At 75.6% G+C, this 25,914-nt stretch carries 25 protein-coding genes; 14 read left to right on the top strand and 11 right to left on the bottom strand.

Annotation, left to right across the window (positions count from 1 at the left end; genetic code table 11):
- Window positions 1-27: 27 nt before the first annotated feature.
- Window positions 28-813: an aldo/keto reductase gene (locus tag U5M74_RS06960; protein WP_410907683.1), complete on the bottom strand. Its 786-nt coding sequence runs from the start codon at window positions 811-813 to the stop codon at window positions 28-30.
- Between the two features lie 262 nt (window positions 814-1,075).
- Here U5M74_RS06960 and U5M74_RS06955 point away from each other — a divergent pair, with 262 nt between their 5' ends.
- Window positions 1,076-1,531 (top strand): MarR family winged helix-turn-helix transcriptional regulator, encoded by a 456-nt coding sequence (locus U5M74_RS06955; RefSeq protein ID WP_410907458.1) that lies wholly within the window; start codon window positions 1,076-1,078, stop codon window positions 1,529-1,531.
- Between the two features lie 58 nt (window positions 1,532-1,589).
- On the opposite strand, the gene U5M74_RS06950 is transcribed toward U5M74_RS06955, so the two are convergent.
- Together U5M74_RS06950 and U5M74_RS06945 are read right to left on the bottom strand one after the other, a co-directional pair.
- Window positions 1,590-3,026: a multicopper oxidase family protein gene (locus U5M74_RS06950; protein WP_410907456.1), complete on the bottom strand. Its 1,437-nt coding sequence runs from the start codon at window positions 3,024-3,026 to the stop codon at window positions 1,590-1,592.
- Between the two features lie 94 nt (window positions 3,027-3,120).
- On the bottom strand, window positions 3,121-3,618 hold the full coding sequence (locus tag U5M74_RS06945; RefSeq protein WP_410907454.1) for a hypothetical protein: 498 nt from the start codon (window positions 3,616-3,618) through the stop codon (window positions 3,121-3,123).
- Window positions 3,619-3,819: 201 nt separating this feature from the next.
- On the opposite strand from U5M74_RS06945, the gene U5M74_RS06940 reads away from it, so the two are divergent.
- Complete coding sequence (locus U5M74_RS06940) at window positions 3,820-5,850, top strand: sensor histidine kinase (RefSeq protein WP_410907452.1); 2,031 nt, start codon at window positions 3,820-3,822, stop codon at window positions 5,848-5,850.
- Window positions 5,843-6,529, top strand: a complete 687-nt coding sequence (locus U5M74_RS06935; protein WP_410907450.1) for a response regulator transcription factor — start codon at window positions 5,843-5,845, stop codon at window positions 6,527-6,529. The genes U5M74_RS06940 and U5M74_RS06935 overlap by 8 nt, the downstream gene beginning before the upstream one ends.
- Here the strand turns inward: U5M74_RS06935 and U5M74_RS06930 are convergent.
- Window positions 6,498-7,553: a LacI family DNA-binding transcriptional regulator gene (locus tag U5M74_RS06930; RefSeq protein ID WP_410907448.1), complete on the bottom strand. Its 1,056-nt coding sequence runs from the start codon at window positions 7,551-7,553 to the stop codon at window positions 6,498-6,500. The genes U5M74_RS06935 and U5M74_RS06930 overlap by 32 nt on opposite strands.
- 176 nt (window positions 7,554-7,729) lie before the next feature.
- Here U5M74_RS06930 and U5M74_RS06925 point away from each other — a divergent pair, with 176 nt between their 5' ends.
- From U5M74_RS06925 to U5M74_RS06910, 4 genes are all read left to right on the top strand, one after another.
- A complete protein-coding gene (locus tag U5M74_RS06925) occupies window positions 7,730-8,968 on the top strand; it encodes an ABC transporter substrate-binding protein (RefSeq protein ID WP_410907446.1) in 1,239 nt (412 codons plus the stop codon).
- 69 nt (window positions 8,969-9,037) lie between these two features.
- A complete protein-coding gene (locus U5M74_RS06920; protein WP_410907443.1) occupies window positions 9,038-9,991 on the top strand; it encodes a carbohydrate ABC transporter permease in 954 nt (317 codons plus the stop codon).
- 29 nt (window positions 9,992-10,020) lie between these two features.
- Window positions 10,021-10,821 (top strand): carbohydrate ABC transporter permease, encoded by an 801-nt coding sequence (locus tag U5M74_RS06915; RefSeq protein ID WP_410907441.1) that lies wholly within the window; start codon window positions 10,021-10,023, stop codon window positions 10,819-10,821.
- Window positions 10,822-10,905: 84 nt separating this feature from the next.
- Window positions 10,906-12,441, top strand: a complete 1,536-nt coding sequence (locus U5M74_RS06910) for an alpha-N-arabinofuranosidase (protein ID WP_410907439.1) — start codon at window positions 10,906-10,908, stop codon at window positions 12,439-12,441.
- A gap of 26 nt (window positions 12,442-12,467) precedes the next feature.
- Here U5M74_RS06910 and U5M74_RS06905 read toward each other — a convergent pair whose 3' ends face one another.
- Complete coding sequence (locus tag U5M74_RS06905; protein WP_410907437.1) at window positions 12,468-13,304, bottom strand: hydrolase; 837 nt, start codon at window positions 13,302-13,304, stop codon at window positions 12,468-12,470.
- Window positions 13,305-13,494: 190 nt separating this feature from the next.
- On the opposite strand from U5M74_RS06905, the gene U5M74_RS06900 reads away from it, so the two are divergent.
- Window positions 13,495-13,668, top strand: coding sequence for a hypothetical protein (locus tag U5M74_RS06900; protein WP_410907435.1), 174 nt, complete (start codon window positions 13,495-13,497; stop codon window positions 13,666-13,668).
- Window positions 13,669-13,803: 135 nt separating this feature from the next.
- A complete protein-coding gene (locus U5M74_RS06895; RefSeq protein ID WP_410907433.1) occupies window positions 13,804-15,669 on the top strand; it encodes a PQQ-binding-like beta-propeller repeat protein in 1,866 nt (621 codons plus the stop codon).
- A gap of 38 nt (window positions 15,670-15,707) precedes the next feature.
- On the opposite strand, the gene U5M74_RS06890 is transcribed toward U5M74_RS06895, so the two are convergent.
- Both U5M74_RS06890 and U5M74_RS06885 read right to left on the bottom strand, forming a co-directional pair.
- On the bottom strand, window positions 15,708-16,658 hold the full coding sequence (locus tag U5M74_RS06890) for a PadR family transcriptional regulator (RefSeq protein WP_410907431.1): 951 nt from the start codon (window positions 16,656-16,658) through the stop codon (window positions 15,708-15,710).
- A 275-nt stretch (window positions 16,659-16,933) separates the two neighbouring features.
- Window positions 16,934-17,587 carry a GyrI-like domain-containing protein gene (locus tag U5M74_RS06885; RefSeq protein ID WP_410907429.1) on the bottom strand — a complete coding sequence of 218 codons (654 nt, stop codon included), beginning with the start codon at window positions 17,585-17,587 and terminating at the stop codon, window positions 16,934-16,936.
- Between the two features lie 138 nt (window positions 17,588-17,725).
- Between U5M74_RS06885 and U5M74_RS06880 the strand changes: the two genes are divergently transcribed.
- On the top strand, window positions 17,726-19,465 hold the full coding sequence (locus U5M74_RS06880) for a cation:proton antiporter (RefSeq protein ID WP_410907427.1): 1,740 nt from the start codon (window positions 17,726-17,728) through the stop codon (window positions 19,463-19,465).
- Between the two features lie 20 nt (window positions 19,466-19,485).
- Here U5M74_RS06880 and U5M74_RS06875 read toward each other — a convergent pair whose 3' ends face one another.
- On the bottom strand, window positions 19,486-19,704 hold the full coding sequence (locus U5M74_RS06875; protein ID WP_410907425.1) for a helix-hairpin-helix domain-containing protein: 219 nt from the start codon (window positions 19,702-19,704) through the stop codon (window positions 19,486-19,488).
- A 164-nt stretch (window positions 19,705-19,868) separates the two neighbouring features.
- Here U5M74_RS06875 and U5M74_RS06870 point away from each other — a divergent pair, with 164 nt between their 5' ends.
- Complete coding sequence (locus U5M74_RS06870; RefSeq protein WP_410907423.1) at window positions 19,869-20,252, top strand: tautomerase family protein; 384 nt, start codon at window positions 19,869-19,871, stop codon at window positions 20,250-20,252.
- Window positions 20,253-20,425: 173 nt separating this feature from the next.
- Window positions 20,426-20,866 carry a protein-tyrosine phosphatase family protein gene (locus U5M74_RS06865; RefSeq protein ID WP_410907421.1) on the top strand — a complete coding sequence of 147 codons (441 nt, stop codon included), beginning with the start codon at window positions 20,426-20,428 and terminating at the stop codon, window positions 20,864-20,866.
- Between the two features lie 160 nt (window positions 20,867-21,026).
- Here the strand turns inward: U5M74_RS06865 and U5M74_RS06860 are convergent, their stop codons facing one another.
- Window positions 21,027-21,827: an ABC transporter permease gene (locus tag U5M74_RS06860; protein ID WP_410907419.1), complete on the bottom strand. Its 801-nt coding sequence runs from the start codon at window positions 21,825-21,827 to the stop codon at window positions 21,027-21,029.
- Window positions 21,824-22,723, bottom strand: coding sequence for an ABC transporter ATP-binding protein (locus tag U5M74_RS06855; protein WP_410907417.1), 900 nt, complete (start codon window positions 22,721-22,723; stop codon window positions 21,824-21,826). The genes U5M74_RS06860 and U5M74_RS06855 overlap by 4 nt, the downstream gene beginning before the upstream one ends.
- Window positions 22,724-22,886: 163 nt before the next feature.
- Between U5M74_RS06855 and U5M74_RS06850 the strand changes: the two genes are divergently transcribed.
- Together U5M74_RS06850 and U5M74_RS06845 are read left to right on the top strand one after the other, a co-directional pair.
- Entirely contained in the window at window positions 22,887-24,293 is a 1,407-nt protein-coding gene (locus U5M74_RS06850; RefSeq protein ID WP_410907415.1) for a sensor histidine kinase, read from the top strand.
- Window positions 24,290-25,012: a response regulator gene (locus U5M74_RS06845; protein WP_410907413.1), complete on the top strand. Its 723-nt coding sequence runs from the start codon at window positions 24,290-24,292 to the stop codon at window positions 25,010-25,012. The genes U5M74_RS06850 and U5M74_RS06845 overlap by 4 nt, the downstream gene beginning before the upstream one ends.
- 69 nt (window positions 25,013-25,081) lie before the next feature.
- On the opposite strand, the gene U5M74_RS06840 is transcribed toward U5M74_RS06845, so the two are convergent.
- Complete coding sequence (locus U5M74_RS06840; RefSeq protein WP_410907411.1) at window positions 25,082-25,873, bottom strand: deoxyribonuclease IV; 792 nt, start codon at window positions 25,871-25,873, stop codon at window positions 25,082-25,084.
- Between the last annotated feature and the right edge of the window lie 41 nt (window positions 25,874-25,914).

Here is a 25,914-nt window from a genome sequence, read left to right as displayed (position 1 = left end):
GGAAAGACGGTGTCGCGCGGGGGCGCGTCAGCCGTCGAAGCGGTCCGGGTGCGGGCCCGTGCGGCCGTCGCGGTCGAGGGCGTCGATCGCGGCCAGCTCGTCGTCGGTGAGCTCGAAGCGGAACAGGTCGAGGTTCGCGGCGATGCGGGCGGGCGTCACGGACTTGGGGATGACGACGGTGCCCTGCTGCAGGTGCCAACGCAGCACCACCTGGGCAGGCGTGACGCCGTGCGCGGCGGCGACGCGGGTGACCGCGGCGTCGTCGAGCACCGCGCCCTGGGCGAGCGGGCTCCACGCCTCGGTGACGATGCCGCGGGTGGCGTGCGCGGCGCGCAGCGCGCGCTGCTGGAGCGCCGGGTGCAGCTCCACCTGGTTGACGACGGGCGTCACGCCGGTCGCGCCGACGATCGTGTCGAGGTGGGCGGGCTGGAAGTTGGAGACGCCGATCTCGCCGACCAGACCGGCCTCGCGGGCGGCGACCAGCTCCTCCCAGGCTTCGACGTAGCGGCCGCGGCCGGGCGCCGGCCAGTGGATCAGGTACAGGTCGAGGCGGTCGAGGCCGAGCAGCTCGAGGCTGCGCTCGAGCGCGGGGCGGACGGCGTCGCGGGCCATGGCGTCGGTCCACAGCTTGCTGGTCACGAAGATCTCGTCGCGCGGCAGGCCGGCGTCGGCGAGGGCGCGGCCCACGCCGGCCTCGTTGCCGTAGATCGCGGCGGTGTCGATGCTGCGGTAGCCCGCCTCGAGGGCGAGGGACACGGCGCGGGTGGTCTCGGCGTCGGGCACCTGGAAGACGCCGAAGCCGACCTGCGGCATGGTGGCGCCGGGCTGTGTCGCCTGCGGCAGGGCGACAGCAGGGACGGTCTGCTGAGCGGTCACTGGGGATGCTCCTGAGGGTCGAGGGTGGTCGAGGGTGTTGCTCCGAACGAGGGTCGGCGTACGCCGATCCTCAGCGCACGCTGGTAGTTGCAGGCGCGGCATAGATAGTTGCACGCGCCGGATAGATGCACAAGCGGTGTATGCTGAGGACCGCCACACGCCGCCCGGGGGAGCGCCCGCCGAGGCCGAGGAGGAAGCCATGGGAATCGCCGACGACGCCGTCGAGATCCGCGCGCAGGGCTGGCGGACGCTGGCCGCCCTGCACGGGCTGATCGACGCCGCGCTCGAGCGCGCCCTGCAGCAGCAGCACGAGCTGTCCGTCGTGGAGTACACGGTGCTCGACGCGCTGTCCCGCCAGGACGGCTGGCACATGCGCATGCAGCAGCTCGGCCGGGCCGCCGCGCTGTCGGCGAGCGCCACGACGCGGCTGGTCAACCGGCTCGAGGACCGCGGGCTCCTGGTGCGCGTGCTGTGCCAGGACGACCGTCGCGGCATCTACACCGAGCTCACCCCGGCCGGCCAGGCGCTGCTGCGCGAGGCGCGCCCCACGCACGACGCCGCCCTGGAGTCCGCGCTGCAGCAGGCCGAGGCGATGCCCGAGCTCAAGCCGCTCGCGGACGCGCTGCACGCGCTGCCGGTGCCCGCCGGCGTCTGAGCCGCCCCGGCGGTCCGGGCCGCTGCCCCCGGGCCGAGCGACCTCGGGCGCGCCGGCGTCACTCCGGGTGGTTGGCTGCCTCGCCGTCGACCGTGAACGACGTGGTCATGCCGCGGTACATGACGTGCGCGACCAACCCCTCCACCGCGTGCGACAGCGTGTGGCAGTGGTCCATCCAGATGCCTGGGTTGTCCGCGACGAACGCGACGTCGTACGACTCGCCGGGGTGCACGTCGAGCGAGTCGACCCACCACGGGCTGCCGGAGGCCGGCTCGCCGTCGCGCGCCAGGACCACGACGTGGTGGCCGTGCAGGTGCATGGGGTGCACGGCGCTGGTCCGGTTCGCGACGTGGACGCGCACGACGTCGCCCTCCTCGACCTCGAACGCCGGCACGTGCGGGAACATCCGCCCGTTGACGGTCCAGTACATGCCCGGGCGCCCGTCGACCACCCCGGGCCGGCGCCCGATCGCGTAGTCGTAGCGGCGGTCCGGGGCCGCGGGGTCGAAGCCGACCGGTGCGGGCTCGCCGTACCGCAGCAGGTCGAGCGTCTCCGCGGCCTGTGGGGCCCGGGGCGCCGTGGCGCCCGGCGCCCCGACGTGCACCGTGCGCGCCCCGCCGACGTGCACGCCGACCGCGCCCTCGGCCGGGGCCCGCACCGTGACGTCCACGCGGCCGCCGGCCGGCACGAGGATCTTGCGCCCCACGACCTCGGCGGGTGCGTGGACGTCGTGCCCGTCGGTGGCGACGACGCGCAGCGGGGCCGCCGACCAGACGGCCGCGGTGCCCTGGTCGGTGTTGACCACCCGGACGCGGACGGTCGCGCCGGGCGCCGCGGCGACGTGCGGGTCGCGGACGCCACCGTTCACCGTGTGCTGCCCCTCGTAGACGTGCAGGACGGCGAGCACGTCCGCGGCGGGCGGCGGGCCGGCCCCCGCCGGGTCCCGCGGCTCGACGACGACGGCACCGAGCAGCCCGCGCCGGACCTGCTCGTGGGACACCTGGTGGGAGTGGTACCAGTACGTGCCGGCGTCCTGCGCGACGAACCGGTAGACGTGCCGGCCGCCGACGGGCACGGCGTCCTGCGTGACGCCGGCGACGCCGTCGGCCGCGTTGGGCACGTCGATGCCGTGCCAGTGCAGCGTCGTGCCGTCGGTGACCGAGGCGTTGACCAGCTCGACCTCCACCAGGTCGCCCTGCCGGGCGCGGACCGTCGGACCCGGGGAGGTGCCGTTGACGGTGTAGCCGTCGACCGGCCGGCCACCGGTCACCTCGACCCGCCCCTCCCGGGCGACCAGCCGGACGCGCACGTCGGCCGGCCGGTCGGCAGCGGCGGCGAGCGTCGTGACGTCGACAGGGGCCGCTCCGCCCGCGCCCGCGCCGCCTGTCAGGTGGCCGGCGTGCGCCGCCGCGTGGCCGGGGCCGCCCATGTCCATGACGGAGTACTCGCCGACGAGCGTGCCCGACCAGCCGTAGGCGACCGCACCGACGGCCACGACGGACGCGACGGCGACGACGAGCCGGCGGCGCCGTCGCGTCCCGCCGGCCTGCGGCGGTTCCGGCGGCTCGGCGGCCCTCGTGCGAGAGCCCTCAGGCGTCGCGGGCACGGTCCGCGAGCGACGCGCCCCGGGTGGCGGGCGCGCCGGGGGCGGCTGCCGCCGGGGCGCGCCCGGGGCGCACCAGCCGCGCGGCGGTGATGGCGGTGAGCAGGATCGCCAGCGCGTTCGCGCCGTGCAGGATGCCCAGGTACGGGGCCGCGGGCGCGGTGAGGCCGAGCGTCACCTGCGCGGCGACGAGCAGCAGCAGCACGGCCGCCAGCACCCGCGCCCGGCGGTCGTGGACGCCGATGGACACGCCCAGCAGCGCGACGGACACGAGGGGGATCAGGAACTGGCCGTTGAGGGAGTGGACGACGAAGCCGAAGACGCCCGCGAACGTGGCGTCCTCGGCCTCGAGGGCGGCCTTGTCGAGGACGCCGCCGTCCTGGACCCACCGGATCAGGCCGCTGAACCCGAACGCGATCGCCGCGGCCTGGACGACGACGGCTCCGGCGATGATCCAGGCCAGGACCGCGTAAGCCTTGCGCATGGCGGTCTCCCTTCTCCGCGGGCTCGGCACCGAGCCCTGCCTGCGAGACTCCGGGCGGGCCGGCCGGCCCGCTGCCCTCCAGGCTGCCGCCCGGCGTCCGGCGCCGGAACGGGGCTGGCCCCGCGGCGGTGGGGGCTGTCCCCGGGGGTGGCCGGGCGCTACCCCCTCCCGCGCCGCGCCGCGGCGGCGGATCATAGGAGGGTGCTCCGCAGGTGGGGGTGGCTCGCGACGCTGGGGACGCTGGGCGCCGCGTCGCTCGCCTACGTCGTCGTGGTGCGCGGGTTCCTCGACCCGGGGGTCGGGCACGCGCTCGGGTGGCCTCTGCTCGGTGTGCTGCCGGTGGTCGTGTTCGGCACGTGGCTGCTCACGGTGTCGACGTCCCCTGAGGCCGTCTACGTGGCCGTGGCCGGCACGGGCATGGCGATGGAGACCGCCTACCTGACGTTCGTGGGGCTCGACCCCACCGTGATCCACGAGCCGTCGTTCGCGTGGGCCAGCGCCTTCGGGCTCGCTGGGGAGTCGCTGGGGGTCGCGGGCATGGCCGTGCTGCTCGCGTGCTACCCCGACGGGACGCCCGAGCGGCGGTGGCAGCTGGTCGCGGCCCGTTGCACCTGGCTGTGCCTCCTGGGGGTGCCGCTCGCGCTGCTCGTGCTCCCCGTGGTGACCGTGCCCGCCCACATGGACCTGGGCGTGCCCGTGCCCAACACCATCGCGGTGCCGGGCCTGGCGTGGGCGGTGCCGGCGGTCCAGGTGCTGGCCAACCCCTACCTGCCCCTGGCGATCGGCCTCGGCGTCTTCGCGACGCGCGCCCTGGGCGGCGCGCCGGAGGTGCGCCGCCGGCTGCGGCTGCTGCTGGTGGTCACCGTCGTGACGGTGGTGAGCTGCACGCTGTGGACCTCGCTGCCGTTCCACCCGCTCATCGCCCTGCTCGTGACGGTCGCGCTGCTCGCGCTGCCCGCGACGTTCGTGCACGGCATCCTGCGCTACGGGGCCTTCGCCGTGGCTCCCGACGAGCGCGGCCCGGTGGGGGTGCGCGCCTCCAACCTGCTCATCGCCGTCCTCTACGCCATGGCCGTCGCGACGCCGCTGGTGCTGCTCAGCGACCGCGTCGCGGCCATCACCGTGGTGTTGCTGACCGCGCTCCTGGCGGTGGCGCTGCTGCCGGCCCGTGCCGCCCTGCAGCGCTGGATCGCGCGGACCGTGCTCGGGGACCGGGACCGGCAGCTCACCATGCTCAACGAGCTCGGCCGTCTCGAGCAGGCGGGCGAGCCGCAGGAGCTGCTCGCGCGGCTCGCCGAGGCGGTGCGCGCGGGCCTCGGGGCGGCCTGGGTGCGCGTCCGGCTCGCCGGTCCGGACGGCCGGCCGGCGGGCGCCCCGCGCGGGGAGGCCGGCGACGTCGCCGGGGACCCCGTCGTCGTGCAGGCGCTGCGCCGCGGTGACGAGCCGCTGGGGCTGGTCGAGGTGGGCCCGCGGCGCCACGGCGAGTACTCCGAGGCCGAGCGCGCCCTGCTGGCCACGGTGGCGGGCCACGTCACGGCGGCCGTCGCGAACGTGCGCCTCACCGCTCAGCTCGCCGTCCGGCTCGACGAGCTGACGGCGTCCCGCGAGCGGCTCGTGGCCGCCCAGGACGACGAGCGCCGCCGCCTCGAGCGCGACGTGCACGACGGCGTCCAGCAGGATGTGGTGGCGCTGATCGCCGGCCTGCGGCTGGCGCGCAACCGCCTGGGCCGCGGCGAGCTCCGCGAGTCCGAGCTCGCCGAGCTGCAGGACCTCGCGCGCGGCACGCTCACCGACATCCGCGAGCTGGCGCACGGCATCCACCCGCCCGTGCTCAGCGACAACGGGCTGGTCGCGGCCGTGGAGTCCGGCGCCGCACGGTTCCCCATCCCGCTCGACGTCGACGCCGACGAGCGCGTCCGCGCGGAACGCTTTCCCGTCGACGTCGAGACGACGGCGTTCTACGTGGTCCGTGAGGCGCTCGCCAACACCGCCAAGCACGCCCACGCGACGCGTGCAGCGGTGGCGCTGGCCCGGATGGACGGCCACCTGTGCGTGACCATCAGCGACGACGGCTGCGGCATGGCGGCGGTGGTGCCCGCCGACCGGGGCGGCCTGGCGAACATCCGCGACCGGGTGGGGGCGCTGCGGGGGACGGTCGACGTCGGGCCGAACCGGCCCACGGGCACGACCGTGCGGGTCGAGCTGCCGGTCCTCGGCGGCCGCGATGCCTGACCGCGACGTGCTGCGCGTGGTGATCGCGGAGGACAACTACCTCGTCCGCGAGGGGCTGCGGCGCCTGCTGGAGGACTCCGGCGAGGTCACCGTCGTCGCCTCGACGAGCAACGCCGTCGAGCTGCTGGACGCGGTGCGGCGCCTGTCGCCCGACGTCGTGCTCACCGACATCCGCATGCCACCGGGCCACCACCGCGAGGGGATCGAGGCGGCGCGGCGGGTCCGCGCCGACCACCCCGGCACGGGGGTCGTGGTGCTGTCGCAGCACACCGACGAGAGCTACGCGCTGGCCCTCTTCGCCGACGGGTCGGCGGGGCTGGGGTACCTGCTCAAGGACCGCATCGGCGACCTGGAGGACCTCGTCCACGCGCTGCGCGAGGTACGGGTGGGCGGGTCCGTGGTGGACCCGGTGATCGTGGACACGCTGGTGCGCCGCCGCACGGGCCCCGCGGGGCGGCTGGCCGCGCTGTCGAAGCGGGAGCTCGACGTGCTGCGCGAGATGGCGCGGGGGCGCACGAACGCGGGCATCGAGGAGGCGCTGCACTTGTCGGCGTCGACGGTGGAGAAGCACGTCAACGCGATCTTCACCAAGCTGCGCCTGCCCGAGGCCGGCGTGCACCGCCGGGTCGCCGCCGTGCTGGCGTTCCTCAAGGACGACGTGGGGACGCCGGCGCCGTAGCGCCCTGCCCGCCGGGCAGCGGGCGGGTCGTCGCCCGCAGCGCGAGCGACACGGGGCCCGTGACGTGCTCGGGCTCCGCGTGGCCGTCGGCGTCGATCAGGCGGTCGAGCAGGCGCAGCGCCTCGTCGACCATGACGTCGTGCCCCGGGTCCACCGTGGACAGGGGCGGCACGGTGAACTCGGACGAGGCGAGGTTGTCGAAGCCGATCACCTGGACGTCCTGGGGGACCCGCAGGCCGGCCTCGGCCAGGCCCGCCAGCGCGCCCGCGGCCAGGGTGTCCGTGACGGCGAAGACGCCGTCGAACGGGATCCCGGCCGCCAGCAGGCGCCGGACCGCCGCCGCGCCGGTGGCGAGGTCGGTGGCGCCCGGGCCGGTCACGAGGGCCGGGTCCGCCGGCAGGCCGGCGTCGCGGTGCGCCCGCTCCCAGCCCACCGTGCGGGCCGTGGGCATGCCGCGCCCCGCTTCGAGCGTGCCGCCCACGACCGCGACCCGCCGCGAGCCGGCCGCCAGGAGACGTGCCGTCGCCAGCCGCGCCCCGGCCACGTTGTCCATGTGGACGTGGTCGAAGCGTCGCGGCATGTCGAGCTCGCCGAGCATGACGAGCGGCACCGTCGTGCGGAGCTGGTCGACGTCCTGCGCGGACATGCCCACCACGCTGAGCAGCACGCCGTCGTACAGGTGCAGCCGCGCCAGCGACAGCGCCTCGAGCTCGCCCTCGCGGCTGGCGCCGCCGCGCTCGACGACGAGGTGGCGGCCGGACCCGGCCAGCCGGTCGGCCAGCCGGGTCGCCAGCTCCCCGAAGTACGGGTGGTCGAAGCCGGGCACGACCAGCGCGATCGTGTCGGTGCGGCCGGCGCGCAGGTGGCGGGCCGTCAGGTTGACCTCGTAGTCGAGGTCGTCGACGGCGCGCAACACGCGCCGGCGCGTCTCGTCCGAGACGCGCTTGCGGCCGGCGAGCACGTTGGACACGGTCATCACCGAGACGCCGGCCGCACGAGCCACGTCGCTCATCGTCGAAGGCACCGGCACCTCCTTCCGGGAACGGCCTCGTCGCAGTCTCTCCGCGGACCCCTTGGCAAGAGCCGGAACCGTACTCTACGCTTCCGGCCAGCGTCGGTTTATCGATACACCACGCCGGGCACCGTGGCTCGGCGGCAGGCGGACCGGCGCCCTGACCGGAGCGAACGAAGGAGTTCCCCATGAAGCGATCTCGTCTCGTGACGGGCGGGCTGGCGGCGGTCGCCCTGTTCGCCCTCACCGCGTGCGGCGGTTCCGAGCCCGCCGACGGCCGCACGACGCTGACGTACCTGTCCTGGACCGCCGAGCCGCAGATGACCCCGCTGCTCGAGGCGTTCGAGGAGGCGCACCCCGACATCGTCGTCGAGGCCTCCTACGCCCCGCCGGTCGCGGAGTACATCCAGACCCTGCAGACCCGGGTCCTGTCGGGCACGGCGCCGGACGTCTTCATGATCGCGGCGGAGAACAAGACCAGCCTCATCGACGGCCAGCACGTCGTCGACCTGACCGGCGAGGCGTTCCTGGACAAGATCCCGGAGTTCAACCAGGAGACCTACGGCCGCGACGGCAAGGTCTACGGGATGTCGGTCTCCTCCTGGGCCGCCGGCTACCTGTACAACAAGGACCTCCTCGCGCAGGTCGGCCACGACACGGTGCCCGAGACCTGGGACGAGTTCCTCCAGCTGTGCAAGGACCTCGAGGCCGCCGGCATCACCCCGTTCCTGGAGAGCGTCGACCAGATGCCGACGACGGTGTCGGCCTGGGTGGGCGCGAAGACCGCGACGATGGACCCGAGCCTGGACGAGCAGATCTTCTCGGGCGAGTCCACGTTCGAGGAGCAGTGGACGCCGATCCTCGAGGAGTACGACCGGCTCTACACCGAGGGCATCGTCTCGCCGGACGTCGTCGGCCTGGACGGCGACATGATCCGCGACGAGTTCGCCAACGGCCGGGTGGCGATGATCAACGCCGGCCCCTGGGTGATCAACCCGGTCCGCGAGGCCGCCCCGGACCTGGAGTTCGGCTTCGCGCCGGTCCCGGCGTTCCCGGGCAGCGAGCCGTACCTCGCCGGCGCGGCGACGCCCGGCTACGCGATCAACGCGAAGGCCGACGAGGAGCAGCAGGCTGCCGCGAAGAAGTTCCTGGAGTTCATCGCGACCCCCGAGGCCATGGAGATCTTCGAGGAGCAGACGAACGACGTCACCGTCACCAGCGACTTCGAGCCGACCCCGGACGAGGCGTTCGCACCGCTCGTGCCGGCGATCCGCGAGGGCGAGCTCTACCTGCCGATGATCGCCTGGCAGCGGTCCGAGGACGTCCTCAACGTCGAGGCCGTCGCCCAGGTGCAGCGGATGATCCAGGGCCAGGTCACGCCCCAGCAGGTGGCCCAGGCGCTGGACACGAAGCTCGCCGCGTCCTGACCCACCGCCCGGCGGACGCGAGCGCGCGCCGTGCTCGCGTCCGCCGGCCCTGCCCGGAGGTAGGTCCCCATGGCAACCACCCTTCCGCGGGCGGCGCTCCCGCAGCCCACCGTGGCCCGTCCCGAGCGGCGCCGGAGCGTCGGCGGCTGGAAGCAGGTCGCCGTCAACCAGGCGTTCCTGCTGCCCGCGATCGTCGTCTTCGTCTTCCTGTTCGTCGTCCCGCTGGCCCAGTCGTTCTGGTGGAGCCTCACCGACTTCACCGGCTACAGCCCCGACGCGAGCTTCGTCGGCCTCGCCAACTACCGCACGATCCTCACCGACCCCTCGATGCTCGCCGGCCTGGGGTTCACGCTGCTCTTCGGCGTCGCCACCACGGTGCTCGTCACCGTCCTGGCGATCCCGCTCGCCGTGCAGCTCAACAAGCGGTTCTTCGGCCGCGGGTTCGTCCGCTCGCTGTGGTTCTTCCCCGCGATCCCGAGCATGGCGATCCTCGGCCTGGTGTGGCGCTACATCCTGTCGCCGCTCGAGTCCGGCGTCGTCAACTCCGTGCTCGACGAGCTGTTCGGCATCGGCCCGCTCGCGTGGCTGTCGAACGACAACCTCGCGCGGGTCTCCGTCGTCGTCGTCGGCGTGTGGGCCGCCGTGGGATGGCACGCCGTGCTCTACACCGCGTACCTCCAGTCGATCCCCACCGAGTACTACGAGGTGGCGAAGATCGACGGCGCCTCGCCGCGGCAGCAGTTCTTCGGCATCACGCTGCCGCTGCTCACCCCGGCGCTGGTGATCAGCTCGTTCCTGCTCATGACCGGCGGGCTCAAGGTCTTCGACCTGCCGTACACCCTGACCAACGGCGGCCCCGGCTTCGCCACCTACACGATCACCCAGTCGATCGTCGTCTCCGGCGTGGGGCAGGGGCGGTACGGCCTGGCGTCCGCCCTGGCCGTGCTGTTCACCGTGGCCGTGGGGCTGCTGGCGTTCGGCCAGCTCCGGCTCACCAAGGCGATCGAGAGGCGGTTCGTCTGATGCACACGACCGGCACGACCGTTCGGCGGGTGCTGCTGAGCGTCGCGATGATCGCGACCGCCTGCTTCGTCGGCATCCCGCTCTACTACATCCTCGTCAACACCTTCAAGACGCAGGGCGACATGGTGGCCGCCCCGCTCACGCCGCCGACCGACCTCTTCCTCGGCAACTACCAGCAGGTGCTCGGCGACCCCGACATCTACCGGTCCTTCGTCAACACCCTCGTGGTGACGGCGGCCTCCGTGCTCCTGCAGCTGCTCGTCGGGGCGCTCGCGGCGTACGCGATGGTGATCCGCACGTCGCGGCTGAACCAGCTCATCGGGGCGGTGCTGCTGCTGGGCTTCGTCGTACCCGGGCAGTCCACGCTGATCCCGCTGTACCGCACGCTCGTGGGGTTCGAGCTCGTCGACAGCCTCACCGGCCTGGTGGTCATGTACCTGGGCGGGTCGATCTTCTGCTACTTCCTGATCCAGGGGTACATGCGCACCCTGCCCTTCGAGATCATCGAGGCCGCCCGCCTCGACGGCGCGGGGGCGCTCCAGATCTTCTGGCGGATCGTGCTGCCGCTGATCAAGCCGATCCTCGTGACCGTCGGCGTCTTCCAGACGATGTGGGTCTGGAACGACTTCCTGCTGCCGACGGTGATGATCTCCACCCCCGAGAAGCGGACCGTCGTGCTGCAGGTCTACAACGCGGTCTCGGAGTTCACCACGGACTGGCCGATGTTCATGACCGTCTCGGTGGTCGCCCTGATCCCGATGGTCGTCTTCTTCGTCCTCACCCAGCGTCACATCGTCAACGGCCTGCTGGCCGGCGGCGTCAAGGGCTGACCGCCCGCCCGCCGAACCGCCCCGCCGACCACCCCGCCGACCACCCCGCCGACCACCTAGCCCCTCCACGAACGGAGCCCCACCATGTCGTCGCCCGTCGCCGTCATCGACCTCGACCTGCCCGGCCCCACCATCTCGCGGCACGTGTACGGCCACTTCGCCGAGCACCTGGGCCGGTGCATCTACGGCGGCTTCTGGGTGGGGGAGGACTCCGACGTGCCGAACGTCGGGGGCATCCGCTCCGACGTCGTGGCGGCGCTGCGGGCGATCAACATCCCGAACCTGCGGTGGCCGGGCGGCTGCTTCGCCGACGACTACCACTGGCGCGACGGCGTCGGGCCGCGCGAGGCGCGCCCCCGGACGGTCAACTCCCACTGGGGCGACGTCGTGGAGGACAACGCGTTCGGCACCCACGAGTTCATGGCGCTGTGCGAGCTGCTGGGGGCCGACCCGTACGTCTCGGGCAACGTCGGGTCCGGCTCGGTGCGCGAGATGAGCGAGTGGATCGAGTACCTGACGCGGGCGGACGACTCGCCGATGGCGGCGCTGCGCCGCGAGCACGGCCGCGACGAGCCGTGGAAGGTGCCGTTCTGGGGCATCGGCAACGAGGCGTGGGGGTGCGGCGGGAACCTGCGTGCCGAGCAGTTCGCCTCGCTGGCCCGCCAGTACGCCACCTACGTGCGCGAGCACGCCGGCAACGAGGTGTACCGGATCGCCGCCGGCGCCTCCGACCACGACTACCACTGGACCGAGACGCTGATGCGGTCCTTCGACCCGCTGGAGAGCGGCGACGGCCGCGCCGCGCCGTTCCAGGCGGTGTCGCTGCACTACTACACGATGACCGGGCCGTGGTCCGACAAGGGCTCGGCCACGCGGTTCGACACCGACGAGTGGTACCTGGCGCTGTCCCGCGCGGCGCACATGGAGGAGCTGCTCACCCGGCACGGGGCGATGATGGACCGGTACGACCCGAGGAAGCGCGTGGGCCTGGTCGTCGACGAGTGGGGCACGTGGTGGAACGTCGAGCCCGGCACCGACCCCGGGTTCCTGCTCCAGCAGAACACCCTGCGCGACGCGCTGGTGGCGAGCGTCCACTTCGACGCCTTTCACCGGCACGCCGACCGGGTGGTGATGGCCAACATCGCCCAGACGGTCAACGTGCTGCAGGCGATGGTGCTGACCGACCCCGAGACCGACGCGCTGGTGCTCACCCCGACGTACCACGTGTTCGCCATGAACACCGGCCACCACGACGCCGCAGCCCTGGCCGTGCACCTGCGCGGGGACGTGCCGACCCGCGAGGTCGACGGCGGCGAGCTGCCGCTGGTCTCGGCGTCGGCCTCCACCCGCGGCGACACCGCCCTGGTCTCGCTGACCAACCTCGACGCCGACGCCGCGCGCACGGTGGTGCTGGACCTGCGCGGGCGCGACGTCGTCGGGCACACCGCCCGCGTGCTCACCGCGCCGGCCCTGAACGCGCACAACACCGCGGCGACGCCGGACGCCGTCGCGCCCGCGCTGCACGACGGCGTCCGGGCGCACAAGCGCGGGCTCGAGGTGGACCTGCCCGCCCACTCCTACGTCACGGTGCGGCTCGAGCTGGCGCCCGCGGACGACTGAGCCCGGGGCGCCGGCCGCGCCCGGTGTCAGGTGAGGTGGTCGTGCTCGCCGCGCACCCACCCGGCGTGCCGGCGGGCGGAGCGCTCCACGACGTCGTAGGCGGCGTGCGGGATGACGCCGTCGAAGTTGTTGTAGAGCCGTTCGAACGCGAACCGGCCCACGTGGGCGGCGATGCGCTCGACCACCGGCGCCGACAGCGGGATGCGGTTGGGGTAGGACCGCATGAAGCTCACGCTGGTGCGGTCGGGGTTGGCGAAGATCGTGTCGCCGGAGAGCAGCACGCCGTGGCCGTCGGCGCCGCCGGCCCAGTGCACGACGGCGGAGCCGGGGAAGTGCCCGCCCGGCTGCGTCATCGTCACGCCCGGCAGGACCACGCGGTCGCCCTCCCAGCCGTCGACGGCCGCGTCCGGCCGCGCCACCCAGTCCAGGTCGGCGCGGCTGACCAGCACCGGCACCCCGCCGAGCCGGCGCGACCACTCGACCTGGACGCCGAACATGTGCGGGTGGCTGGCCGCGACCGCCACGACCCCGCGCTCCCCGGCGAGCTCGCGCACCCGCGCCACCGCGGCGTCGTCGACGAACGCCGGCGGGTCCCACAGCAGCGCGCCGGCGTCGGTCACCAGCAGCTTGGACTCCTGGCCGATGCCGACCCCGGGCCGCACGCGCAGCCCCCACAGGCCGGGCTCGAGCTCCGCGGCCACGACCTCGCTGCCCGCGGCGGCGAGCTCGTCGAGCGTGGTCCAGCGCTGGCCCGTGGCCGGCACCCACTGGCGCTCGTCGGCGCAGATCGCGCAGACCGCGGGGCGGTCGGCGTGCTCGACGCCGCAGGTGGCGCAGATCCAGAAGGTGGCGGTGTCGGTCATCGTGGCGTCCTCGCTCGTCGGTGCTCCGCTGCCCCGAGCATGCCCACCGCGGGGCCGCGGCGCCACCCCCGGTCACCCGATCGTTCGCCGGGGGCAACACCACGGAAACGGCCCGGCGGGAGGCTGGGCGCGGAACGCCGGACCGGTGCGCCGCCCCGGAACCGCGCCGACCCTGGACCGAGGAGCACCGATGGCCGCCGACCCGTCGATCATGGCCCGCCGCGCACCCGCCCTGCTGCGGGCCGAGGCGCCGCGCGAGCGCACCCGCGGCGACGACCGCACCGTCGATCCCGCCGACCGCCGCCGCCGCGCGAACGCCGCGCTGCTCGAGCTGGTCGTCGAGCGCGCCGCCCGGCGGCGCTGACCCGCCGACCCCTCAGCCGCCGCCCGCCGCCCGTGCCGCGGGGGCACGGCTGGCGACGGCGGCCGCCGGCAGGTCGGCCACGGCGGGCGCGCCGCCCCACGGGCCGGTGGGCCCGCGCGGACTTAGCCTGCACAGGTGGCCCCCCGACGCGGCAGCGACGGCCCCCTGACGTTCGAGCTGGTGCCGGACGACGAGGGAGACGGGGGCGCGCCCGGCCGGGCCACACCCTCAGCGGCCGAGGACCGCACCACCTCGCGCACCACCACGGGCCTGCCCGGCGGCGCGGGTGCGGCGGACGCCGCCGGCGACGCCCTCGGCGCCGAGGAGGAGCCGCCCGGTCCGCTCGGCCGGGCCCGCGGCCGGCTCGCCGGCTGGGCCTCGCGGCAGCCCCGCGGGCGCGTCGTCGCTGCGGGGGCCGTCGCCGCGGCGCTCGTCGTGAGCACCGGGGTGGCCACCTCCGTGGCCGAGCAGCACCGCCTCGACCGGCTCGCCGCCTCGCCGGGCGGCATCGTCGACCTGTCCGCCCCGCCCACCACGACGTGGCGCTTCGCCCCGGGCGCCGACCTGTGGCCCGTCGCGCAGCTCGACGGGCTGCTCGTGGTGGCCGAGGCGGGCGGCGCCGAGGACCCGGACGCGGCGGCCGACTGGCGCAGCCAGGCGCGGCTGCACGCGCTCGACCCGGAGAACGGCGAGGAGCGCTGGTCCCTCGACGTCGCCGGCGTCCGGGCCTGCGGCACGACGATGAGCCTGGTCGCCGGTGACGTGCCGCGGCTCGACCCGGTGGACGAGCTGGTCTGCGTGCAGCGCGCCGACGACGGCTGGGCCGTGCTGGTGCTCGACGGCGACGGCGAGGTGCAGGCGCAGCGGGCGCTGGAGGGCGTGGACGAGGTCTCACCGGTGTTCGGGTCGGCCGACTCCGAGGAGGGCGACGCCGTCGTCGTGACGCCGACGGCGGACGGCGGTCTCGTGCGCGCGCAGCGCGTCGGCGAGCGGGGGCGCCAGCCCGGCCTCGTCGAGGAGGGCGAGGACGGGACGTGGGTGCCGGACGGCGCGGTCAAGGCGCGCGACGTGCACGTGGTCGTCGAGGACGCCGTCACCGGCGACCTCCGCTGGGAGACCACCCTCCCGGCCGAGCGCGTCACCCGGGACGGCTGGTACCCGTGCGCCACCTGGTCGGAGGACGGCACGGAGCCGGGGCCGCTCGAGGACGGCACGCTCCAGGTGACCGCCGGGGCCACGATGCTGTCGCTCGCGGGCTGCGGCATGGACGCCCAGCTCACGCCCGACGGCGTGCGCCTCGACCGTGACTGGCCGGCCGAGGGCGACGACGCGCCCGAGAGGGACGAGACGGTGCGCACCGAGGCGGTCGTCGCCACGGTCGGCGGCGGGTACGCCGTGCCGTCGCGGCTGGGGAGCCGCGACGACGACGACGCGGCGGAGCGCGACGGCGAGGCGTGGACGCTCCTCGGGGCCGACACCGCCGTCGTGGGCGAGCTCGCCGGGCCCCTGATGGACCCGTGGGCGAGCGACGGCACCGACGCGGGCGTGGCGCTGTCGCCGTCCGGCGGCCGGCTCGTCGCGCAGGCGGCCGACGACGCGGAGCGCGCCTGGGACGCCGAGCTCGCCTCGCCGGTGGGCGTGCTGGCGCAGGCCGGCGGCACGGTGCTGGCGATGGGGCAGGACAGCCGCATGGTGGCGCTCGACGCGCGCACCGGTGCGGAGCTGTGGAGCAGCCACGTCGGCACCGGCAGCGGTGACGTGTTCGGCGCCGGCACGGAGATGGGGGCGTACGTGCACGCCGTCTACACCGACGGCCACCGCGCCGTCGTGGTCACGCCGGGCTGGTCCGACGGCGGGTCGGGCGCCGAGTGGACGGCGTACGAGCTGCGCACCGGCGACGTCGCGTGGCGGCAGGACATGCGCGACGGGTACGCGCTGGTGCTGCCGATCGACGGTCACCTGGTGCGCTGGGACGGGGCGACGGTCGAGGGGCTGGGCTAGCTCCCCGACCGTCGCCGGCCCTCCGCCGGCCGTCGGCCTCAGGCGCGCTCGTCCGGGACGTCGTCGGCGAGCAGGCGGTAGACGTCGCGCCGCGCGGCGTCGAGCAGCGCCACCGCGCGGGCGGCCTGGTCCGGCGTGCCGGTGCGGGCCACCTGCTCGACGGCGCCCATGAGGGCGCCGACGGCCGTGCGCAGCTCGCGGCGGTGGGAGCGGCCCTCGCCGGCACGCTCCCACGGGGTGCCCAGCTCGTCGCGGTGCTCCTCGACGTACCGGGTGCCGGCCTCGGTGAGCGACGCCAGCTTGCGGCCGCCGTCGTCGGTGAGGACGACGAGGCCCTCGTCCGCGAGCAGGCTCAGCGCCGGGTAGACGGCGCCCGGGCTCGGCCGCCACGCGCCCTCGGTGCGCTCGGCCAACTCGGAGATGACCTGGTAGCCGTGCATGGGCTGCTCCGCGAGCAGGACCAGGATGGCCGCGCGGATCTCGCCGCGGGCGGCGCGGCCGCGGCCACGGCCGCCGCGCGGGCCGAACCCGTGGCCGGAGCCCGGGCCGCGCGGGTCGCCGCCAGGGCCGAAGGGGCCGAAGGGGCCGAAACCCGGCCCGGACCCGGGGCCGCGGCGGCCGCCGCGCCGGACGGGGTACGGCTCCTCGCCCTCGGGCGTCGGGCGGCCGGAGTGCTGCACGCCGCCGCGGGGCGCGACGTCGTCGGGCATGCCGCCGGCCATGGCCCAGCGGGAGCCGAAGCCCTGCCAGGGCCCCTGCCACGGGTTCTGCCAGGGGCTCTCCCAGGCGCCCGGCCAGGCGCCGCGCGGGTCGCACGGGTCGGTGCCGCGCTCGCGACGCCCGTCGCGGCGGCGGCCCCGGCCGCGGCGCCCGGAGGGATCGGTGGGCCCGGACGGGTCGGTGGGCCCGGACGGGTCGGTGGGCCCGGACGGGTCGGTGGAGCGGGAGGGGCGGGAGGGGAAGGACGAGGTGAAGTCGGGGGTACGCATCGGGGTCTCCTGCGATCGGTGCGAGGGTCGAGCGGGTGCGGCGGGGCGGAGGCGGCGCAGGTGCGCTCGGGCCTCGCGCGGGCGGCGCGCCACGACGGCGCGCGGGCCCGGGCCCCGTCGGGAGGGAGCGGCGGCGCGTGGCTGCCGCTCGACCAGACGCCATGAAGATACGTCAAAGATATATCTTTACGCAAGACCTGGTGGCGCCTGCCCGTCGCGGACGGCGACGGACGGCCCCTCGCCGGCGCCGCGTCCAGTCATGCTGCCCGGCGCTGCTACCCGGCGGCGTCCTCGACCGGCTGCCGCAGGATCGTGCGGCGCTTCTCGGGCGGCACCCGGCGGAAGTCGCTGAGGTAGATCTCGTGGTGGCGGCCGACCATGCGCAGCCCCTGGCCCGGGACGACCTCGTCGTGCATCCGCGCCAGCACGTCGGCCTCGTCGTCGAACGCGCCGACGTGCAGCGTCTGCACGCAGCGCCCCTCGGCCAGCGTCTCGAGGCGGACGTCGGCGAGCCGTGCCGGGGCCGGCGCCTTGGCCGCGACGCGGTCGGCCGCCGCCGCGACCATGCCGGCGTCGACCCAGCCCGGGTTCATGATCATCAGCGTCCAGTCCCACCGGGACTTGTCCCGCGCCACGGTGAACGCGTCCATGTCGTCCGCCCACCACAGCCCCTCGAGGGGCATCACGGCGTAGTCGCGGCCCAGGTCCTGCTTGCTCGCGAACTTCAGCCGGTACGCGAGGGGGTAGAGCGCCTCGACCGCCGCCGTGAACGCCGGCGAGCCGTTCGGGTCCCCGTGGCCGTCGACCATCAGGTACTGCAGGGCCGGCACGTCGACGACGCGGAACTCGCCCCGCCTCGCCCGGTAGGCGTCGAGGGACCTGCGGAAGTCGGCCTTCTCGGCCGTCGCCGCCGTGCTCTGCTCCGTCATGGCCGGGACCCCTTCGTCTCCTCCGCCGGACGGTTCGAGGCTAGGGCCGCGCCTCGCCCCGCGTCACGCCCCGTGGCCGTGCGCCGGCGGCGGCCGCCCGTGCCTCTGCCGCACAGGTGCGCCTGAGAGACTGACGGCATGGATCTGCTGGTCGTGGGGGCCGCTGCGGCCGTCGTCATCATCGCCGTGACCGCCCTCGCACCCCGGACCGGCGTGGCCGCCCCGTTGATCCTCGTGCTCCTCGGCGTGGCGGTGAGCTTCCTGCCGTTCGTGCCCGCCATCGAGATCGAGCCGGAGTGGATCCTCGCCGGCGTGCTCCCGCCGCTGCTGTACTCCACCGCCGTGTCGATGCCCACGATGGACTTCCGGCGCGACTTCGCCGCGATCGGTGGGCTGTCCGTGGTGCTCGTGGTCGTCACGTCGCTGCTGCTCGGGCTCGTGTTCTCCGCGCTGGTGCCCGGCCTCGGGTTCGCCGGCGGCGTGGCCCTCGGCGCGATCGTGAGCCCCACCGACGCCGTCGCGACGTCGATCGTCAGGCGGCTCGGTGCCAGCCCGCGCGTGGTCACGGTGCTCGAGGGGGAGGGGCTGCTCAACGACGCCTCGGCGCTGGTGCTGCTGCGCTCCGCGGTGGCCGCGACGGCGGCCAGCGTGTCGCTGGCCGAGGTGGTGGGCGACTTCCTCTGGGCCGTCGTGGGCGCGGTGGTCTGCGGCGCCGTCGTCGGGTGGGTGGGCCTGCAGGTCCGACGCCGGGTCGCCAGCGCGGCGCTGTCCACCGCCGTCTCGCTCGTGGTGCCGTTCGTGGCGTACCTGCCGGCCGAGCACCTGGAGGCGTCGGGCCTGGTCTCCGTGGTCACGGCGGGCCTCATCACGGGCCACGGAGCGGCGCGCCTGCGCCCGCAGGACCGCGTCGCCGAGAACGCCAACTGGCACACCGTGGACATGCTGCTCGAGGGCGCGGTCTTCCTGGTCATGGGTCTCGAGCTGTTCGCCCTGGTCGAGGACGTGCGGGCCGAGCACGGCAGCCTGTGGCGCGGCGCCGGCATCGCGGCGCTCGCCGCCGTCCTGGTGCTGGTGATCCGCTCGGCCTACGTGGCGCCCCTGCTGTGGCAGCTGTCCCGGCGGGCGCGCCGCGCCGAGTCGCTGCGCGCCGTGCTGCAGGGCATGCAGGACCGGATCCAGGAGAGTCTGGCCGCCTCGGCCGCGCCCGACGGCGCCGCCGGCGGTCCCGCCGGCCAGGTGCCCGTCGCGCGGGCCCGGCGGGTGCAGCGGGTGCTGCGCCGGCGCGCCGCGGACATCGACTACCTCACCGCCAAGCCGCTCGGCCCGCGCGAGGGCGTGCTGCTCGTGTGGGCGGGCATGCGCGGCGTCGTCACCCTGGCCGCGGCGCAGTCGCTGCCCGCGGAGTTCCCGCACCGCTCCTTCGTGGTGCTCGTGGCGTTCGGTGTCGCCGCCGGCACGCTGCTGGTCCAGGGCGGCACGCTGCCGTGGGTGGTCAAGCGGCTCGGGCTCGGCGGCACCCGCCGGGTCGACCCGGCGCAGTACGCGGCGCTGCGCTCGGTGATCGAGGCGGCCGCACAGCGGATGCTCGACGGCGACGGTCTGACCCGCGCCGACGGCAGCCCGTACGAGCCGGACGTCGTCGCGCGCGTGCGCCACGACGTCGTGCACGACCACGCCACCGAGGAGGTGGACGCCCGCGAGACCACGCACCGGTTCAAGCAGTACAAGGAGCTGCGGCTGCGCACCATCGACGCGCAGCGGGCCGCGCTGCTCAAGGAGCGGTCGGCGGGCGTGCACGACTCGCGACAGCTCGAGCGGGCGCTCGACCTGCTCGACGCGGAGCAGATCACGCTCGAGATGCGGCGCGGGCCCGCCTGAGCCGCACCCGGGTCGCCCGCTCAGGGCGCCCGGTAGCCGAGACCCTGCTCGGCGAGGGCGGCGCGGAGGACGGCGACGGCCTTCGGGCCGACACCGTGGAGGGCCAGGAGCTCCTGGGCCGAGTGCTCGGCCACCTGCCGCAGGCTCGTGACGCCGTGGTCGAGGAGCGCGCGCGCGGCGGTCCTGCCGATCGCGTCCGGGAGGTCGCCGACCGGGCGCACGTCGGGTGTCGGGGGCATCGCTCCGCCTCTCGTCCGCTGGGACGGACCACCGGTCACCGAGCCTCCCAAGGGGCCGAGGCGGCGGGGCGGTGACACGCCGCCCGACGAGCCCGCACGGGCCGCCCGAGCGGCGCGGCGAGGTGGCTCACGACCGCCCGCCCTCCGGCCGCTAGGGTCCCGGCATGGTCCACGTCACCGTCAGCGGGCTGCGCCGGGTGTGGGGCGAGCGGCGCACGGAGGTGTCCGACGCCCTGCACAGCGTCCTGGTGCGGCAGTGGCAGATCCCGGAGGACAAGCGGTTCCACCGCTTCCTCCTGCTCGACGACGGCGACCTGCTGGTGCCCCGGTCCGAGGCCTACCTGCTGGTGGAGGTGCTCTGCTTCGCGGGGCGCTCGCGGGAGGCGAAGCGGGCGCTGGTCCGCGCGGTGTTCGACGACGTCGCCCCGGCCCTCGGGATCGCGGTGGACGACCTCGAGCTGGTGGTCGTCGAGAGCCCGCGGGAGAGCTGGGGGATCCGCGGCCTCGCCGGCGACGAGCTGGCGCTCGGGTACCGCGTCGACGTCTGAGCGGCGCGTGCGCGGGGCGGGCGTCGCTGCGGCCGTGCGGGCGCTGCCGCCGGCGGTGGCCGTCGACTGCGCGGTCACGCTCGACCACCCGGGCTGGCGCCCGGCGGTGCGGGTCCGGCGGTCCCCGGGGGCTACGGTCGGTGGAGCGGCATCGCGACCGAGGAGGGTCAATCGTGAGCACCTGGGACACCGCCGTCCCCGGCGTCGTCGAGCTGCCGGACGGCCGGCGGGTCCGCGGCACCGGCGTCCGCCTCCCGCGCGGCGACGTCCCCGCCCCCGACCTCGCCGTCTACCTCCTTGCCGCCGACCCCGGGCCGGCGGGGTGGCCGTACCGGTGGGTCCGGTGGCGCGACTTCGGCCTGCCGGCCGCCGCGGACGCCGCCGTCGCCGCGCTGCGGGACGCGCACGACCGCGCCGCCGACGAGCGCGTGGAGATCGCGTGCGGCGCCGGCCGGGGGCGCACCGGCTCGGCGCTGGCGCTGCTGGCGGTCATGAGCGGCGTCGAGCCGCGCGACGCCGTGGCGTGGGTGCGGGCGCACTACCACCCACGGGCGGCGGAGACGCCGTGGCAGCGGGCCTGGGTGCGACGCGCCGGTGCCCGGCTGCGGGGATGACCGCGCACCTGCGCCCCGTGTCTGTTCGGTGATCCGTTGGCCGATCGGCGATCCGGATCACCGATCGGCCAACGGATCGCCGATCAGACGTCCGGGCGGGCGCGCGCGACGACCGTGGCCCGGGCGGCAGCGCCGCCCGGGCCACGGTCCGAGGCCGGCGTCAGGCCGACTTCACCTCGCGGCGCGCCACCCGCACCAGGCCGCCGACGACCGGGGCGACGACCCAGATCAGCGACGCGGTGGCGATCCGTGCCCACTCCTCGCCGTCGGGCGCCTCGCCCATCACCAGCGGTGTGCTGGCGCTGCTGAGGTCGATCCACGGCAGGGCGTCCACGACGCCCGGGATGAGCGACCCGACGATGCTGAACACGGTCGGCAGCACCAGCAGGGTCACGATCGCGGCGGGCGTGTTGAGCAGGACGAGGCCGAAGCCGATGCCCTGCGCCATGAACAGCACCACCAGCAGGAGCAGGCCCGCGGCGGTGCCGAGGTCGAGGCTCCAGGCGGCGTCGGCGTCGCGCAGGACGACGACGGCGAGGTGCGCCAGCGCCGCGAGCGCCACGGCGGCGAGGTAGAACGCGACGCCGGAGGCGACCGCGCTGACCAGCTTGGCCAGGCCGACGCGGGTGCGCCGCGGCTCGAGCGCGAACGTCACCAGCGCGGTGCGCTGCGACCACTCGGAGGTGGCCGCGAGCACGCCCACGATGGGCAGCAGCAGGAGCATCGGCGTCGACGTGCCGACGAGGAACGCCTCGAACGAGTGGTTCCCGCCGTCGACGATCGCCATGATCGCCAGCACGGCGGCGGTGACGACGCCGATCGTGACCAGGAGCCAGCGCCCGGCGCGGGTGTCGAGCTGCTTGCGCCACTCGACGAGCGTCAGCGTGGCGAAGGAGACCGGCCGGACGGCGCCGGCCGCTCCGCGGGGCGCCGTGGGACGAGCGACGGCGGGGGCGCTCATGCGGACACCGCCTCTCGGGCGTCGTCGGCGGTGAGCTCGAGGAAGAGCTCCTCGAGGCCGCGGGAGTCCGCGGCGCGCAGCTCGACCACCACCACGCCGGCGCGGGCGGCCGCCCGCGCGACGTCGGCGGCCTCGGCCTCGGCGGTGACCCCGCCGGTGGCGTGCTGCTCGGCGGCGATGCCCGCCGCGTGCAGCGCCGCGGCGAGCGCGGCGTCGTCGTCGGACCGGGCGAACGTCCCCGCCTTGCGGAGCAGCTCGTCCTTGGTGCCCTGCGCCACGATGCGGCCGCGGCCGATGACGACGAGGCGGTCGGCGACGAGCTCCACCTCGCTCAGCAGGTGGGAGGACAGCAGCACGGTGCCGCCGCGGCCGGCGAAGTCCTGCAGCAGGTCGCGCATCCAGCGGATGCCGGCGGGGTCGAGGCCGTTGGCCGGCTCGTCGAGGATCAGCACCTCCGGGTCGCCCAGCAGGGCGTTCGCGATGCCGAGGCGCTGGCGCATGCCCAGGGAGTAGGCCCCGACGCGGCGGGACGCCTCGCGGGAGGTGAGCCCGACGAGCTCGAGCATCGCGTCCACGCGGCGGCGCTCGACGCCGGTCAGCAGGGCGGTGAGGGTCAGCACCTCGCGGCCGGTGCGGCCGGCGTGCTGGGCGGAGGCGTCGAGCAGCACGCCGACGCGGCGGCCCGGGTTGGGCAGCGCCGCGTACGGCACGCCGAGCACGCGCGCCGTGCCGGACGTGGCCGGCGTGAGCCCGCACATCATCCGCATGGTGGTCGACTTGCCGGCGCCGTTCGGGCCCAGGAAGCCGGTGACGTGGCCGGGGGCGGCGGTGAACGACACGTCGTCCACGGCCGTGTGCGGCCCGTACCTCTTGGTCAGGTGCTCCACGGTGATCATGGCTCCAGCCTCGCGGCGCGGCCCGGGCGGCCACATCGGCCGGACGCATCGTCCTGGCCCTGTCCGGTGCACCGTTCGAGGTGCGCGGGTCGTCCGAAGGGATGACGGCGCCGCGACCGGCGGCCGATGCCTTCGCGGCGGGCGAGTGCCTAGGCTCGGGCGCATGACGACGCCGGGCCCTCTCAGCACGCCGGGCCCGGTGGCCGCCGCGAGCCTCTCCCCGGCGCAGGTCCCGGCGCAGGTCCCGGCGCAGGTCCCGGCGCAGGTCCCGGCGCAGGCACCGGCGCAGGCACCGGCGCCGCGCCCCGCCACGCCGGACGCCCCGGCCCCGAGCCTCCCGCTCGGCACCGTCGCGGCACCGGTGCCCGCGGCGCCCCGATGGTACGGGCGGCTGTGGGGCGAGACCTGGCGCATCGCCCTCGCCGTCCTGGGCGGCGTGGTCTTCTTCGGGTCCGTCCTGGTGGACGCCGACGCCGGGATGCGGCACCAGAACGAGGCGCTGCTCCTGCTCGACCCGGTCCTCGGCCTGCTGAGCTGCGCCCTGCTGCCGCTGCGGCGCCGCCTGCCCGTGACGGTCGCGGTCGCGACCGCCGCCGCCACCGCGCTGTCCGTCTTCGCCGCGCCGGCCTCGGTGCTGGCCGTCGTCTCCTTCGCCACGGCGCGGCGGTGGGTGCTGCTCGGCGTGGTCGGCGCGGTGTGGGTCGGCAGCGGGATGGTCTACAACGTCGTCCACCCCGTCGAACCCATCCCGGGCGGCAGCCTGCTGGAGGCGGGGATCGGTCTGCTGATCTTCGGGCTGTGCGTGTGGGTCGGTGCCTACATCGGCCTGCGCCGCGACCACGTGCGCTCCCTGCAGGAGCGCGCCGAGACCGCCGAGCGCGAGCAGACCAGCCGGGCAGCGCAGGCGCGCGCCAACGAGCGGGCGCGCATCGCGCGGGAGATGCACGACGTCCTGGCCCACCGCATGTCGCTCGTGGCCATGCACGCCGGCGCCCTGGCGTACCGCACCGACCTGCCGCCCGAGAAGGTGGCGGAGACCGCCGCCGTCGTGCAGGCCAGCGCGCACGCGGCGCTGCAGGAGCTGCGCGACGTGCTCGGCGTGCTGCGCAGCGCCGACGGCGCGCACGCCGGTGCTGCCGACGGCGGGGACCGCACGCGCCCCGAGCGCCCGCAGCCGACGCTGCGCGACCTCGACGAGCTCGTCGCCGAGGCGTGCGCCGGGGGCGGCGAGGTGCGCGTCGAGCGGCGGGCCGAGGGCCTCGACGCGCTGCCCGAGGCGGTGTCCCGCAACGCCTACCGCATCGTCCAGGAGGCGCTCACCAACGCCCGCAAGCACGCCCCGTGGGCGCCCGTCACCGTGGGCGTCGCCGGGGCGCCGGGGGAGGGGCTCACGCTCACGGTGCGCAACCCGCTGCGCACGGTGGGCCCCGCGCCGCAGGTTGCGCCGCCGTCGTCGGGCCTGGGCCTCGTGGGCCTCACCGAGCGCGCCGAGCTGAGCGGCGGACGGCTCGCCTTCGGGGCGCAGGGCGGCCAGTTCGTCGTCTCGGCCTGGCTACCGTGGGCGTCGTGACCTCCGCCGACAGCCCCGCGCCCGCCGCCGCGCCGCTCGCCCCGTCGTCCGCCCGGGAGGGCGCCGCGCCCGTCCGGGTCGTCCTCGTCGACGACGACCCGCTGGTGCGCGCCGGCCTGGGGCTCATCCTCGGCGGGTCGCCCGCGCTGCAGGTGGCGGGCGAGGCCGCCGACGGCCTCGCGGCGATCGACCTGGTCGGGCGGCTGCGCCCGGACGTCGTGCTCATGGACATCCGCATGCCGCGCCTGGACGGCCTCGAGGCCACCCGCCGGCTCGTCGCGGCCGCGTCGCCCGCGCGCGTCATCGTGCTGACCACGTTCGACACCGACGACATGGTGCTCGAGGCGCTGCGCGTCGGCGCCGCGGGGTTCCTGCTCAAGGACACGCCGCCCGACCGGCTCGTGGCCGCCGTGCACGCCGCCGCGGCCGGCGAGCCGACGCTCTCGCCGAGCGTCACCGCGCAGCTCATCGCCGCCGTGTCGCAGGGGTCCGACGACGGCCGCCGACGCACCGCCGGCGACCGCGTGGCGGCGCTCACGGGGCGCGAGCAGGAGGTGGCGCTGGCGGTGGCGCGCGGCCTGTCGAACGCCGAGATCGCCGAGGAGCTCTACATGAGCGTGCCCACGGTCAAGACCCACGTGTCGCGGATCCTCACCAAGCTCGACGCCGCCAACCGGGTGCAGGCCGCGATCGTCGTGCACGACGCCGGCCTGGTCTGACCGGCGCCTCTGACCGGCGCCTCTGACCGGCGCCTCTGACCGGCGCCGCGGCCGGGTGCTGCCGGCGCCTCAGCCCAGGCGCTCGCGCAGCCAGGCGATGTCCGGCGCCATGTCCCCGTGCGTCTCGCAGACGACGGGGGCGCCCGCCGCGGCGACGACGCCGACCAGCAGGTCCTCGGGGATCGAGCCCTCGCCGAAGTGGGCGTGCCGGTCGGCGCCGGAGCCCGCGTCGTCGCGCGAGTCGTTCGCGTGCACCAGGTCGATGCGGCCGGTGATCGCGCGCACCTCGTCGGCCGCCGTCGCCAGGTCCATGCCGCCCGCCCAGGCGTGGCAGGTGTCGAGCGTGAAGCCGACGTTCTCCGCGCCGTTGGCCCGCTGCACCGCGGCCCACAGCTGCTCGATGCGTTCCAGGCGCCGCGCCATGGAGAAGTCGCCGCCGGCGGTGTTCTCGATGAGCACCGGCACGTCGGTCTCCAGGGCGTCGATCGCCTTGCGCCAGTTGTCGAAGCCGACCGCCGGGTCGTCCTTGCCGGTCACGTGCCCGCCGTGCACCACCACGCCCTTCGCTCCGATCGCGGCGGCGGCGTCCATGGTCTGCTGCAGCAGCTTGCGGCTGGGGATGCGGATGCGGTTGTTGGTCGAGGCCACGTTGATGACGTACGGGGCGTGCACGTACAGGTCGAGGCCCGCCGCCTCGGCGTCCGCCCGCAGCGCCTCGGAGCCGCCGGGATAGGCCGGGCCGGCCACCTTCCAGGCCTGCGGGTCGCCGACGAACACCTGCGCCACGTCGGCGCCGATCGCCTTCGCCTGCGCGACGGCGTCGGCCGCGTCCACGTGGGCACCGATGCGGAAGCTGCTCATGGCGCCACCCTACGAGGCGTGTCCGACGGCGGCCCGGCGCG

Source organism: Puerhibacterium sp. TATVAM-FAB25, from assembly GCF_046535855.1.
GTDB classification, from domain to species: Bacteria; Actinomycetota; Actinomycetes; order Actinomycetales; family Cellulomonadaceae; genus Puerhibacterium; species Puerhibacterium variabilis_A.
The sequence above is the reverse complement of the archived record's forward strand: the minus strand, read 5'-3'. Positions and strand labels throughout refer to the sequence as shown.

Excerpts from the sequence above, each read along its gene's own strand:
- U5M74_RS06960 (WP_410907683.1), bottom strand. The coding sequence starts at position 813 with ATGCCGCAGGTCGGCTTCGGCGTCTTCCAGGTGCCCGACGCCGAGACC.
- U5M74_RS06955 (WP_410907458.1), top strand. The coding sequence starts at position 1,076 with ATGGGAATCGCCGACGACGCCGTCGAGATCCGCGCGCAGGGCTGGCGG.
- U5M74_RS06945 (WP_410907454.1), bottom strand. The coding sequence starts at position 3,618 with ATGCGCAAGGCTTACGCGGTCCTGGCCTGGATCATCGCCGGAGCCGTC.
- U5M74_RS06935 (WP_410907450.1), top strand. The coding sequence starts at position 5,843 with ATGCCTGACCGCGACGTGCTGCGCGTGGTGATCGCGGAGGACAACTAC.
- U5M74_RS06925 (WP_410907446.1), top strand. The coding sequence starts at position 7,730 with ATGAAGCGATCTCGTCTCGTGACGGGCGGGCTGGCGGCGGTCGCCCTG.
- U5M74_RS06920 (WP_410907443.1), top strand. The coding sequence starts at position 9,038 with ATGGCAACCACCCTTCCGCGGGCGGCGCTCCCGCAGCCCACCGTGGCC.
- U5M74_RS06910 (WP_410907439.1), top strand. The coding sequence starts at position 10,906 with ATGTCGTCGCCCGTCGCCGTCATCGACCTCGACCTGCCCGGCCCCACC.
- U5M74_RS06905 (WP_410907437.1), bottom strand. The coding sequence starts at position 13,304 with ATGACCGACACCGCCACCTTCTGGATCTGCGCCACCTGCGGCGTCGAG.
- U5M74_RS06900 (WP_410907435.1), top strand. The coding sequence starts at position 13,495 with ATGGCCGCCGACCCGTCGATCATGGCCCGCCGCGCACCCGCCCTGCTG.
- U5M74_RS06890 (WP_410907431.1), bottom strand. The coding sequence starts at position 16,658 with ATGCGTACCCCCGACTTCACCTCGTCCTTCCCCTCCCGCCCCTCCCGC.
- U5M74_RS06885 (WP_410907429.1), bottom strand. The coding sequence starts at position 17,587 with ATGACGGAGCAGAGCACGGCGGCGACGGCCGAGAAGGCCGACTTCCGC.
- U5M74_RS06880 (WP_410907427.1), top strand. The coding sequence starts at position 17,726 with ATGGATCTGCTGGTCGTGGGGGCCGCTGCGGCCGTCGTCATCATCGCC.
- U5M74_RS06875 (WP_410907425.1), bottom strand. The coding sequence starts at position 19,704 with ATGCCCCCGACACCCGACGTGCGCCCGGTCGGCGACCTCCCGGACGCG.
- U5M74_RS06870 (WP_410907423.1), top strand. The coding sequence starts at position 19,869 with ATGGTCCACGTCACCGTCAGCGGGCTGCGCCGGGTGTGGGGCGAGCGG.
- U5M74_RS06860 (WP_410907419.1), bottom strand. The coding sequence starts at position 21,827 with ATGAGCGCCCCCGCCGTCGCTCGTCCCACGGCGCCCCGCGGAGCGGCC.
- U5M74_RS06855 (WP_410907417.1), bottom strand. The coding sequence starts at position 22,723 with ATGATCACCGTGGAGCACCTGACCAAGAGGTACGGGCCGCACACGGCC.
- U5M74_RS06850 (WP_410907415.1), top strand. The coding sequence starts at position 22,887 with ATGACGACGCCGGGCCCTCTCAGCACGCCGGGCCCGGTGGCCGCCGCG.
- U5M74_RS06840 (WP_410907411.1), bottom strand. The coding sequence starts at position 25,873 with ATGAGCAGCTTCCGCATCGGTGCCCACGTGGACGCGGCCGACGCCGTC.